Source organism: Synechococcus sp. R3-13 (assembly GCF_047462195.1).
Lineage (GTDB): Bacteria > Cyanobacteriota > Cyanobacteriia > Thermostichales > Thermostichaceae > Thermostichus.
In genome coordinates this window covers 1-12195 of record NZ_JANSIO010000428.1, presented here as the reverse complement: position 1 = coordinate 12195, position 12195 = coordinate 1, and the positions used below count along the sequence as shown (strand labels likewise).

Here is a 12195-nt window from a genome sequence, read left to right as displayed (position 1 = left end):
TGGCTCAAATGAAAGATCAACACAACCTAGTTCCTTTTAACTAAACCAAAGGCAAATCACCGGACTCGGCCCCACCTGCAGGATCTGGGTTGGGGGCAGGGATCCCTGTCTGTTCGCGCTCGCGGGACGGAGTCCTTGGAGACCGACGGCTAAACAAGCGGAAATAAGTGCTCACAGCCAGCTCTTTCAGGGGGAAAAGCAAGTAGGTCAGGGGGTTGATGGTGACGATGATGTTGCGGCAGTCTCGTTTGGCCTGGGCCAAGATCTGAGCGGCCACCCAATCTCCCGACATAACCCCAATGGGATTGAGCTGGCTCTTGAAGGGGCCGAGGATGAGCTTGCGCACTGTGCAGGGAGCATCGAGGCGGCGCAGAGTAACCAGATCGCCTAGGGCCCTCTTGGAGAGCTCGTAGAGGGGACTGAAAGCAGGGCTAGCCTCAGCCTCTGAGGTGTTCACCCACACCTCTTTGGTGGCCATCTCAGGGTTGCCGCGCACCGTCTGGAAGAACAGCTCCATTAGGCGCCAACTGGAGAAAGTGTTGACGGCATAGGACTGGCGGACAGACTCGGGATCCCGTTGCCTGTGGACGTTCAGGCCGTGGTTGAGCACCAAGATATCCACCCGCTCCAGCAGCTCTGCCAGGGATCCCTCTTGCCCCACCTGCCAGCGAACGGTCTCCACCGGCTGGATCTGGCCGTCCACTTCGATGTGAACCGAATCCGAATGGGAGCTGAGGGCGATGACTTTGGCCCCCTGCTGGTGAAAATGCTTGAGCAAGGCCCGGCCCAGGGTGCCGGAGGCGCCGGTGACGGCTACTCGCTTGCCTTTCAAGGAGAGACTGGTGCCCATGAGCCGATCTACGAGAGTCAGGGTGCCGCAAAAATAGGCGTTGGTATCGTCGAAGTGGTGCCGCCAGTGGTAGGCGCGGTTGACATGCCATTGGCTGGGAGGAACGGGGAAAGGCCCCGGCTGGTGGGTGATATCCGTCTGCAGGGCCAGCCCCCAACCCCGCAGCATACCAGCCACCCAGAAACTGGCCGAGTAGACCACCCCCACCGCTGCCGCCAGGCCGTACAGCAGGGATCCCTGGCCCAATACCACCACCCAAGGGATCCCGGCCAGGATCATCGTCGCCGCTTCGGGAACGTCGTGGTGCCACTGGGATTCTCGGTACAGCTGTGCATCCACCACGCTAAGGTCGGGGCGGAACAGGCGGTGGTGCAGGATGTGTTTGGGCATCAGCCAGGGCCACCGGTGGGCCAGCCAATGGCGCACATCCCGCACGATCTCAGCCCAAAGGATGGAGGCTAGGGCGACAGCCCCCACCCCTATCCAATGACTTACGCTGCTGACATCCATAGACTCGCTTGCGGTGGCCAAACTGCTCTTGGGCTTGTCGTCGCCTCTTCTGTAGGCTTAGTTAGCAACCCTCAAAAATCATCGCAAAGATTCTTCAAAAGATCATCTGCGAGCCTGTCTTCCCTCACCCCCGGCCCCTCTCCCTCAGGGAGAGGGGAGGTAGAAATCAAGGGGCTACGGGCTGAAGCTCTCGGATCTCGACCGGATCTCCAACGGCCAAACCCAAAGCAGCAGCCGTCCCGCCGCGGAACTCCAGCACACCGTCCACCAACTGGGAAGGAGGCGGCCCATAGGTGGGGCAGGGTTGGGCGGGGCAACCGGGCACATCGGCGGCAATGTACACCACCTTGCCTTGGTAGAGGAAAATGATGTCCAGGTTGATCAGGGTGTTGAACATCCAAAAAGAAGCTGGCTGGGGCGGATCAAAGGGAAACCACATGCCCCGATCCGGCGGCAAATCGGTGCGAAACATCAGGCCCAAGCGCTGTTGCTCAGGGGTGCGGGCCACCTCTAGCTCAAAGCGTTGGCCGGCAAGGGTGACTTCGGCTTCAACCGGCAGTTGCTGGGGCTGCCCTATGGCTGGGGGGGATGGAGAGATGGCTTCCGCCACCTGAGTTTGGGAGGCGGGAGATCTCTCCGTGGCAGCAGTACATCCCAAGCCGGATCCCAGGAGCAGTAGAGCCAGGCCCAAGGCGACTCTGCACCCTTTTGGAACGTGTATCGTGAACAGAACCATGTGGCACTCTCCTGTGCAGGCTTCATCCTATCGCGCCAGACGCTGCTGCTGCGACTTGACCAGCCAGACGCAGGAAGTTCCCCCCTGGGAGAGCCTTGCCAATTCTTGCTTGCCGGAAGCGGCCTGTGCTTTTCCCCCTTGAGCGCAGCCGGAATGGCGGCTCTGGGCAAGGGCAGCCCACAACCGACCCGATAGCATAGCCATAGACTCTGCCAGGAGAGCCGTATGAAAGACCCTTTCAATTTCAATTTCAATAGATTCAATAGATCCTCGGTGAGCCGGATCCCGCTTCTGGCTCTGCTTGGCCTGGGGCTCCTGGGCCTCTGGCCCACTCACGGGATGGGATCCCGTTCACAGGAAACCCCGGTGCGGATTCCCTTTGAGCCAACGGTGACCTATGGGGAAGGGTATGGGGAAAAGACCGTGGCCCAACAAGCCCAAAGCCGCTTTGCGCTGAAACTGTTTGATCACCTGCTCCGTCAGCAGCCCCAAGAGAACCTCTTTTTCTCCCCCTTGAGCATCCGCCTGGCCCTGAGCATGCTCTACAACGGCGCCTCTGGGGAGACCCAAACGGCAATGGCCGAGGTGCTGGAGGCACAGGACCTTTCCCTCAATGAGTTGAACTGGAGCAATGCCCAAATGGTGGGCTGGCTGGCGGAGGGATCCCCGGCAGGAGGGCCAGTCCAGGTGCAAATGGCCAACGGCCTCTGGGTGGATCAAACCCTCACCTTACAGCCCCAGTTTTTGCAGGCTTTGGCCACCTACTACCAAGCGGTGGTGAATCGGGTGAATTTGGGATCCCGGCAAACGGTGAACCAGATCAACGGCTGGGTGGCCGAGCGCACCCAGGGCAAGATCAACCGCATTGTGGATCGCCTCAGCCGCGAGGATTTGATGGTTTTGCTCAATGCCATCTACTTCAAGGGCGAGTGGACTCAGCCCTTCGATCCGGAGCGCACCCAAACTCAGCCCTTTACTCGGTTGGATGGCCGCCGCGTCCGAGTACCCATGATGGTTCAATCCGGTCGTTACGACTACCTGGAAACCGAGCAGTTGCAGGTGGTGAGCCTGCCCTACGGGGAAGGAGAACTGGAAATGCTGATCCTGCTGCCCAAGAAGGGAGTGAAGCTGGAATCGCTGCGGGCAGAGCTGAGCCCGGAAACTTGGCAAGAATGGACGGGATCCCTGCGCCCCCGTGCCGGTTCGGTACGGATCCCGAGATTTGAACTGGCTTATGAAACGGATCTCACTTCCGTTCTGCAGCAGTTGGGCCTGGGGATTGCCTTTTCCAACCGAGCCGATTTCAGCCAGATGACCCCAGAGCCAGCGCGGATCAGCAAAGTCCTGCACAAAGCAGCAATTGAAGTGAACGAAGAGGGATCCGAGGCGGCAGCCGCTACTGGGGTGATCGTCTCCCGGACTGCTGTCGACCGGCAAGAGCCCTTTCAATTTGTGGCAGATCGGCCCTTCTGGTTTGCCATTGTGGCCTCCGGATCCGGCGGCAACCCAGCGGCCCAAACCGTGTTGTTCATGGGATCCCTAGTGGATCCTGAATAAGGGGATCCCTCAGGGCAGCTTGCTGACTTCTTGCCGGGCGTGCAGATCGCTCTTCAGGATGTGTTGACCCCAGACCGGCTCCCTTGGTTGGTTTAGCCGTTTTTCATTGCGGAGGTCATGATGGTCGAGGTTTTGGAAAGAGAAAAATTGGCCGAGGCACCTGCTGATAGTTCTCCGGCAGCTTCTCGAAAAATTTGGACTGACGAAGAGTTTATGGCTTTACCGGAGGATGGCAATCGCTATGAGGTTGTGAATGGAGAACTGGTTACCGTGGGCTCGGCAGGTGCAAAGCATGGGTACTACGTAAGTTTGATTCACATCATTCTAGGCTCCTACGTTCGCAGTCAAAGGATTGGATTTACCTTCGATTCCGATACTTCCTTCAAAATGAAATCCGGTAATCGCCGCTCTCCGGATTGTTCTTTTTTTTCCAAAGAACGACTGCAATCTCTGGGCGGGATCCCAAGGGGTTATATTGAGGGATCCCCAGACTTGGCTATAGAAGTTCTCTCCGATGCCAACACCGTTGGAGAGATCCATGATAGGCTCGTTGAGTATTTCGAGAATGGATCCCGGCTGGTCTGGATCATTCATCCTGAAGAGAAATACGTTCTGGTCTATCGCCGGCCTGAGCCTGAAGCATTGAAGAAACCCGGCGACATCCTGGAAGGTGGAGAGGTGATCCCTGGATTTGCGCTGGATTTATCAGAGTTTTTTGCCGAGCCGGAGTTGTAGTTTTTCACCAACGCAATGTACGGATAAGACGCCTTCAGCACCTAGGGAAAAGCAACCCCTGTTAAGCTAGCCTAAGCAGTGGGATCCCATTTCATGGCATTGGTTTATCCGCAGGTTCTGGAGCGCAATCCCAAACGGCTGCGCATTGCCCTACAGCGGTTTACCTCTCAGCAACTGGCTTGGCGGGCGGCAGCAGGCTTGGTGCTGCTAATTTTGGGATCCCAACTGTGGGCTCGTTCGCCGCTGTTGGGTTTGGTGGCTGTGGGGATGGGCCTGTGGGCTGGGATCCCTTGGGGGTTGGGGCAGATCCTGAATCTAGATTGCCAAAGCCAACGGGTGACCCTGACCCACCTGCGTGGCCCTTGGGGGATTTGGCGGCAGCAGGTGTTTTCCTATCCCTTGGCTCAGTTGCAAGGAGTGCGGCTGCATCGAGTGGGTCAGGAAGTTTTGGATAACCAAGCTCAAGAGAGTTTTCAGGTCCAAAGCCAAGTGCGGCTGCAGTTTCGCGGAGATCCTTCTAAACCGGAGCTGAACGAGGAGGTCATCGCCTGCTTTAGCAGCCAAGTCGGCATCAAAGGGGACGAACCAGAAGCTTTCGTGCTCTCTCAGCGGCTGGTGCGCTGGATTCAGAACTATCTATCCGAACACTCAGGAAACCTAAGAAACAACTCTTCACCCTGAAAGCCCCCTTTTCGAGGATACTGCCCCACCGTTCCAGTAGACTCAAACTTTGCTCTCCTTTTCGGGGAGATGGGGAATTGTTGGCACAGTGCTTGATCCTGGGTTAGAAATACTACCGAAAAGCAGTGTACTCCTCGACACTTTCTAAACTTAACTTAATCGACAACCTTCATGAGCGCCTCCTGGGATCTGGTCAACCTGCTTACCTTACTCAACTGGAACACTCTGCCCGGATGGCTTTGGCTGCTCCTTTGGGGATCCTCACTGGCCGTGGTGATGTACTGGCAAAAGCGCTGGCTGCAGCGGGATCAGGTGGGTTTTCCCGATGTCATCATGCTGGCGCGTGCAGATACGACGGTGGTGGAATGTAACGAAGCTTGCCAGAAAATCTTGGGGGATTGGCGGGGCAGGCGCTGGATCGACGTGCTGCCGGCAGAAGAGCAAGAGCAGGCGCAGCAAAAGATAGCCCAGCTCACCCCTCAGCAGCCTACCTTCACCCGAGTTGGCAGGGTATCGGATGCGTCGGGGCAGACGCGCTGGTTCGAGTGGATCAACCAAGGCATTTTTGACCGGCGGGGCCGCTTGCAGTTTATTCGCGGCGTGGGCCGAGACATTACCGAGAAGAAACAGTTGGAAGAAAACCTGCGGCTGCGGGAGGCCCAACTGCGCACCTTGTTGGATGCCCTGCCATTGGCGGTGTGGGCCAGGGATCCCCAGGGAGTGCTAATTTTGCAAAATGCCACCGACCGCGCCTGGTTTGGCGATCTGCTGGGCACTTCTTTGGAGGAGGCAGCTCGAGAATATCCTCACTGGCTGGAGTACACCTCTCAAGTTCTAGCCGATCTAGAGCGGCAAGGGTTTTGCCAATTCGAAGGTAAGGAAATGATTCAAGGCCAGGAGCGCTACACCTATCGCTTCGCTGTAAAGCTTCAGGATCAGTCTAAAGGATTAGGGCTTCTCGGCATTGTCCTAGATATCACCGAGCAGAAGCGCCTGCAACGAGAGCTAACAGATCAACAAGAACGCTTTCGCGCCTTCCTCAACAACAGCCACGACATCTTGCACCGGGTTGATGCCCAGGGCCGGCTGTATTGCCTTAATCCCCCGGTGGCGGAGAAGATTCTAGGTCTTACCCCCCAGCCAGGAGAGCCTCAACCCCTGGAGCTGGTTCATCCCGAAGACCGCGAGGCCATCGCGTCTGCCTGCGAGCAACTCCTGTCCCAGCCCGGCCAGACTCTCTGCTTTGTCTATCGGATGCAACATGCCGACGGCCATTGGGTGTGGCTGGAGAGCCTCTGCACCAATCTCTTGGATGATCCTTTGGTTCAGGGGATGGTTGCCAGCACCCGCGATATCACCCAACAAAAGCAGGTGGAACTGGCTTTGCGAGAGAGCGAAGCCCGCTTCCGAGAAATTGCAGAGGCTGTACCGGTGACTTTCTTCCTACAGTCGGCAGACTTTAGCCGCGCTCTTTACAAAAGTCCTCGTTGTGAACAGATTTTCGGATATACACCAGAGGAGCTTTATCGCCAGCCGGATCTGTGGAAGGAAAGGATCCACCCAGAGGATCTGCCAAGAGTGATGGAAACCCTGTCTCTTGCCACCCAAGGCAAAATGTCAGTTACCTATCGGATTTTCCACCCAGATGGCAGGCTGCGCTGGTTGCGTACCTCTTGTTACCCTGTCTTGAACGAGCAGCAGGAAGTCGTTCACATCGCAGGCATTACCGAAGATATTACGGAGCAGAAAGAAGCAGAGCTGGCTCTACAAGAAAGTGAGGCCCGGCTTAGGGCCATTCTGGACGGGATCCCTTTTCCCATCTTTCTCAAAGATTTGGAGGGGCGCTACTTACAGGTAAACACTGCCTATTTGCAGCAAGGGTGTAACCAGGAAGAGATCCTCGGCAAAACCGATGCCGAACTCTTTCCGCCAGAAGATGCCCTCAAGTTTCGAGAGCAAGATCAAAGGGCTATCCAGTCCCCTGATCCGATTAGCTGTGAGAGTGTCGTTTCTCGTAACGGTCGAGAAATATCGAGGTGGGTCACCAAATTTGCCCTGCGGGATCAGCAAGGGGATCCCTATGCCGTTTGCGGTGTTGTTGTGGACATCACCCCCCTCAAAGAAGCTCAAGAAGTGCTTCGGCAAGAGGCAGAGCGGGAGCGACTGTTGGGGGCCTTATTGCGGCGGATCCGCCAAGCTTTGGACTTGCAAACCCTCTTGGAAACAACGGTTGCGGAAGTGCGAGAGTTTCTCCAGGTAGATCGGGTGATGATCTACCGACTGCAGGGAAACGGGGGTGGGATTGTGGCCGCCGAGTCGGTAGCGGATCCCTGGCCCAGCCACCTGGGCCGCTACGTGTGGGATGAGTATTTCCAAAGGGATCCGTGCTATCGCAAGTACCAAGAGGGCTTTGTCCAGGCAGTGGGGGATGTAGCAATAGCCGATTTGGATCCTTGCTATCGGGAGTTGCTGGAGTCTTTCCAAGCCCAAGCCAACTTGGTGATCCCGATTCGGCAGGGTGAGGCTTTGTGGGGTCTATTGGTAGTTCAGCACTGCCAATCCAGCCGCCCTTGGCAAGAGTGGGAAATCCGGCTTTTACAAGAGCTGAGCGATCAATTAGCCATCGCGTTGCAACAGGCCCAGTTATATGAACAACTGCAAGCCCTCAATCAAACCTTGGAAGAAAAGGTTCGGCAACGCACCTCTGAGTTGCAGCGATCCCTGCAATTTGAGGCCCTGCTGAAACGCATCACTGACCGGGTGCGCGACTCTCTGGATGAAGCTGAGATCCTCAACGCTGCTATGCAGGAGTTGGGAGAGAGTCTAGATGCCAATGGCTGTCATATTGGTCTTTACAATCAAGCTCTCACCCTTTCCACCATCAGCTACGAGTATTGTCCTCGCTTGGGGTCGGCCTTGCATACTTGTATTCCCTTTGCCCAATATCCAGATCTCTACGCCCAGTTGTTGCGAGGAGAGCCCTGCATATTTTGTTTACTTCCTGACGACCCCCGCCAAGGATCAGTCTTGGTCTGCCCTCTGCGGGATGGGGAGCAAGTCTTGGGGGATCTGTGGGTTTTTCGCAGCAGCGAGGAAAGTTTTGATGAGCAGGAAATGAATCTCGTAGCTCAAGTGGCCAATCAATGTGCTATCGGCCTAAGGCAGGCGCGCCTATTCCGAGCTGCCCAAGAGCAGGTGCAAGCCCTGGAGCGCCTTAACCGCCTCAAAGATGACTTTATCAGCACCGTCAGCCACGAGTTGCGCACCCCCCTCACCAGCCTGAAGATGGCGTTGCACATGCTGCAAGTTGCCTCTGCGAGGGAGAAGCAGGCCCAGTACCTATCCATCGCCCAGCGGGAATGCCAACGGGAGATCGAGCTGATCAATGACCTGTTGGATTTGCAGCGGCTAAAGGCAGGAGCCTATGCTTTGAATCTGCAAACGCTGACCTGGGAAGCCTTGTTGGGGGATTTGCTGTTGGCTATTGGCGAACGCGCCCGTACTAAGGGGCAAACCTTTCAAGCCAACGTGCCTCTGGAGAGCAGCATCACCACAGATCCTCTCCTTTTGGGGCGTATCCTGCGGGAGCTCCTGCACAACGCGGTGAAATACACCCCCGGCCAGGGATCCATCCGCCTAGAAGTCAGGGTTGAGGCCAACCGAACTCGCATCCAAGTCAGGAATAGCCAAGAGATCCCGGCTGAGGAACTCACCCGCATTTTCGATCGTTTTTACCGGATCCCCAGCCATGATCCTTGGAAAGAAGGGGGCACCGGTCTAGGCTTGGCTTTGGTGAAACAAATGGTGGATCAACTGAGGGGATCCATTGAGGTCAACAGCTCTGCCGGTTGGACGACTTTTACGCTACATCTACCCGAATTGCCGCAATTTTAATTCCACTTCTTCCCCTCGCTTTGGGATACATTACTGGCAGGGATCCGGGGGGGCTTTGCCTAAACCTATGACAACTCGCCTAGATTTGGCTCTCACTCTTGAAGACTTCCTCAAGTTGCCTCACATAGAAGATTCTCCGGCATGGGAGTACGTGGACGGAGTTGCCATTCAAAAACCGATGCCCAAAGCCCGCCACTCCATTTTGCAAAAACGCCTCGTGGCTGAGGTTGACGGCAGCACCACCGACTATACTGCCCTGCCCGAACTGCGTTGCACTTTTTCCGGTCGTTCCATTGTTCCCGATATTGCCGTAATTGCGTGGGATCGAATTCGCCTCAGTGAAACAGGCGAGCCAGAAGATGACTTCACCGCAGCACCCGACTGGATTATCGAAATTCTTTCGCCGGGTCAAAGGGTAAGCCGTGTAATCGATAATATCCTGCATTGCCTAAAGCACGGCAGCAAATTAGGGTGGATGGTGGATTTAGACGATTACTCTATTTTGGTATTTGCTCCTCAACAAGAGCCGGAAATTTGCCGAGGAGATCGTCAGCTCAAGGTGATCGACGGGATCCAGTTAGCATTGACTCCACAACAAAACTCCACAACAAATCTTTGTTCTCCAATACACTACCCCCGCCGCATGGCCGTAACCCCCGTGGGATCCAGCACCTTGCCCCGTTCCACCTCGGCATAGACCAGGTAGCGATCCCCGCAGTCCATCCAAGTTTTCACACGGCACTCCAGGTAAGCTAAGGCATCCAACAAAATGGGGCAGCCATTCTCAGCAGTGGCCGTGGCCAAGCCGGCAAAGCGATCTTCTCCGGGCCGTTGAGGTCGCTGAAAGTGCCGCTGCAAGTTGCTGCCCTTGCCTTCCCGCAAGATGTTAAGCACAAAGGGGGCCTGGGGATAGGTCAGCAATTCGGCTTCTTGTTCCTTGTTCACCGACAGGGTTAGCCCCGGCGGATTGAAGCTAGCCTGGGCCACCGACCAGGTGAGGAAGCCGCGGCGGGTCTCTCCTTGCAGGGCGGTGACTACACACAGGGATCCCACCACCCGGCTCAGGGCTTGCCCAACCCGATCCGCCTGAGTTTCGCTGCTGGTTTGGCGAGGGGCGCGGGCTCGTTTGGCTTTGCGCAGGGCCTGAGCAAACTGGGATCCCGCCTCTTGACAGGCTTCCAGGATTTCAGGGGTGGGCTTAAACTTGGCGCGGATCGTCTCAAACCCCAAGGAAAAGCCGGCATTGAGCAACTTACTCTCGATGAGATCCACCGCTTCTCCGCTCCAGCCGTAGGAGCCAAAAACCCCGGCTAACCGGGTGGTGGGAACCGAAGAAAGGATGATGCCGAGGGCGGTTTGGATCTGCACAGGAGGATGGCCGGCCAAAGTCGGGGATCCGACAACAAACCCTTGGCAGCGCTCCAGAGCCTGGGCAATCTCTTCCGGGGTGGCCCATTCGCAGTTGATCCGCTCCACCTTAACGCCGGCTCGCTCCAACCCTTGGGCTATGGCCATGGCCATCAAACCTGTATTCCCGTAAGCAGAAGTGTACAGAAGAGCTACCCGCTGCTCGCCGGGATCCTCTTCGCACCAAGTGTGGTAGTCCAACCGCAAGCGCCGCAGGCTGTGGCGCACCAAGGGGCCGTGGGCAGGGGCATAGATTTGGGCGGGAAATTCTTCCAACTTGGCCAGGGCTGCCTTCACCTGGGGCAATTGGTTGCGGTGCAAGCAGTCGAAGTAGTAGCGACGGTCTTCGCTGAGCTGCCGCCAATGTTCGTCAAACACCTGCTCATCGCACACATGGGCGCCGAACAGCTTATCGGTGTAGAGGATCCCGGTGGCCGGATCGTAGGTACAGAGGGCATCTGGGTGGCGGGGCGTGGGCACGGTGCGAAAGTGCAACTCATGCCCTTCCCCCAGATCCAGGCGATCCCCATCTCGGATGACCTGCAAACGGAAAGACTGGTCGCCATTGTAGAAAATGCCCAGATCGGCGGCTTCTTCTTCGTCGCGACTGCGGGGCAAGGGATCCATCTCTTCAAAGGCGGCCCGTAGCGTAATGGATCCCGGCTTGGAGCAGAGCACCATCGCGTAGGGAGCCAGAGGCAATAGGGCCTTGAGAGTGGCAATGCGGTTAAAGTTGACGTGGCTGAGCAAAATAAAGTCCAACCGCTGCAGGTACTGGTGTTGGGCCAGCTCTTCTAAAAAGATGCTGGTGAACGATTCCCCGGGAGGATCGATGAGAAGGGTTTGGCGGGCCTGGATGAGGTAGCTATTGGCAGTGGTGCCCCGTTGCCGAGCGTATTCCAGCTCAAACTTCAGGCGATCCCAGGTGCGGGAGCGGAGAACCAACGTGGACGGGCCGATAAGGGCAACTTGGACATCGCGGGCGGGGATCTTGCTCTCCATAGCAGCCTCCGATGCGGTATCTGTCCTCACCTTGCCACGAAACTGGAGGAATGGGGATCCCTTTTCAGAGTTTCGGGAGAACAGGGGTTGGCTTACCCAAAAGTTGGGTCTGAAGCCCCGTCCTCACAACTGCGCAAGAAGCAAGCGATTGAGGTGGGGAGTGTGTCAAGTTTTTTCAAAGTCGGCCGGGCAAAAAGGAAGAGGCTAAGATCGGCTTGTAGCGTGTTCAGGCTGCCTATGTCTGCCCGATCCAAGTCCAAAGTGGAAGCCCCTGCTAAGGGGATGGATCCCCGCCAGTTTACCGAAGCTGATGTGGCGGCAATTGCAGAGCGGTTGGAGCGCAATGACTATCCGACCGTCTTTGGCTGCTTGGAAGACTGGCATGCCCTTCGAGCCGTTGCCTTTTATGCTCCCCACTTAGTGGCTCCCTATGCACACCTGTTGGAGTGGGAAGTGGATGAAGATTAGGGCTGTCCTTGCAGTTCTTAAAGGGATCCCAGTGCTCAGGGCAACGAGGGGGGAGAATTTCCGTCAGAGCCTTGCCGGCGAATCAGGTAGCGCACTTCTTCAAGGAGAACGTTGAACCTCTGATCCGTTTCCGCCTGCCGTTGGTTGATGGCCTGGATGGCGCGTTCGTGCTCTCGTTGTAGGGCGGTGAGGGTAACCAGAGCTTGAGTCACTTCCTCTGCCCACTCGGCAAGGTGAGCTAAGTCAGAGCGGGTCTCGCTGACAACTTGCTGTAGCTCTCGCAAGCTTTGAGCCTGAGCAGCAGCTTGTTCGGCAAATTCGGCGCGGCTTTCTTGGATGGACTGACGCAGCTCCT

Annotated in this window: 10 protein-coding genes and 1 pseudogene; 6 read left to right on the top strand and 5 right to left on the bottom strand. The window is 56.7% G+C overall.

Annotation, left to right across the window (positions count from 1 at the left end; all coding sequences use genetic code 11):
- Nucleotides 1–40: 40 nt before the first annotated feature.
- From NW856_RS12405 to NW856_RS12395, 3 genes are all read right to left on the bottom strand, one after another.
- Nucleotides 41–1360: a bifunctional sterol desaturase/short chain dehydrogenase gene (locus NW856_RS12405; protein ID WP_414400521.1), complete on the bottom strand. Its 1320-nt coding sequence runs from the start codon at nucleotides 1358–1360 to the stop codon at nucleotides 41–43.
- A gap of 166 nt (nucleotides 1361–1526) precedes the next feature.
- Nucleotides 1527–2051, bottom strand: coding sequence for a DUF192 domain-containing protein (locus tag NW856_RS12400; RefSeq protein ID WP_414400519.1), 525 nt, complete (start codon nucleotides 2049–2051; stop codon nucleotides 1527–1529).
- Between the two features lie 72 nt (nucleotides 2052–2123).
- Nucleotides 2124–2432: a hypothetical protein gene (locus tag NW856_RS12395; protein WP_414400518.1), complete on the bottom strand. Its 309-nt coding sequence runs from the start codon at nucleotides 2430–2432 to the stop codon at nucleotides 2124–2126.
- A 30-nt stretch (nucleotides 2433–2462) separates the two neighbouring features.
- On the opposite strand from NW856_RS12395, the gene NW856_RS12390 reads away from it, so the two are divergent.
- The 5 genes from NW856_RS12390 (at nucleotide 2463) to NW856_RS12370 (ending at nucleotide 9660) form a co-directional block, all read left to right on the top strand.
- A complete protein-coding gene (locus tag NW856_RS12390; protein ID WP_414400517.1) occupies nucleotides 2463–3653 on the top strand; it encodes a serpin family protein in 1191 nt (396 codons plus the stop codon).
- Nucleotides 3654–3773: 120 nt separating this feature from the next.
- Nucleotides 3774–4388: a Uma2 family endonuclease gene (locus tag NW856_RS12385; protein ID WP_414400520.1), complete on the top strand. Its 615-nt coding sequence runs from the start codon at nucleotides 3774–3776 to the stop codon at nucleotides 4386–4388.
- 93 nt (nucleotides 4389–4481) lie between these two features.
- A complete protein-coding gene (locus NW856_RS12380; RefSeq protein WP_414400516.1) occupies nucleotides 4482–5069 on the top strand; it encodes a hypothetical protein in 588 nt (195 codons plus the stop codon).
- A gap of 171 nt (nucleotides 5070–5240) precedes the next feature.
- Entirely contained in the window at nucleotides 5241–8963 is a 3723-nt protein-coding gene (locus tag NW856_RS12375) for a PAS domain S-box protein (protein ID WP_414400515.1), read from the top strand.
- A gap of 67 nt (nucleotides 8964–9030) precedes the next feature.
- On the top strand, nucleotides 9031–9660 hold the full coding sequence (locus tag NW856_RS12370; protein ID WP_414400514.1) for a Uma2 family endonuclease: 630 nt from the start codon (nucleotides 9031–9033) through the stop codon (nucleotides 9658–9660).
- Here the strand turns inward: NW856_RS12370 and NW856_RS12365 are convergent.
- Nucleotides 9594–11372, bottom strand: a complete 1779-nt coding sequence (locus tag NW856_RS12365; RefSeq protein WP_414400513.1) for a flavin reductase — start codon at nucleotides 11370–11372, stop codon at nucleotides 9594–9596. The two genes, NW856_RS12370 and NW856_RS12365, sit on opposite strands and share 67 nt — an antisense overlap.
- 237 nt (nucleotides 11373–11609) lie before the next feature.
- Here NW856_RS12365 and NW856_RS12360 point away from each other — a divergent pair, with 237 nt between their 5' ends.
- Nucleotides 11610–11840 carry a DUF2555 domain-containing protein gene (locus NW856_RS12360; RefSeq protein WP_414400512.1) on the top strand — a complete coding sequence of 77 codons (231 nt, stop codon included), beginning with the start codon at nucleotides 11610–11612 and terminating at the stop codon, nucleotides 11838–11840.
- Between the two features lie 35 nt (nucleotides 11841–11875).
- Here the strand turns inward: NW856_RS12360 and NW856_RS12355 are convergent.
- Nucleotides 11876–12195 (bottom strand): annotated as a pseudogene (locus NW856_RS12355) (hypothetical protein); the annotation flags it as partial.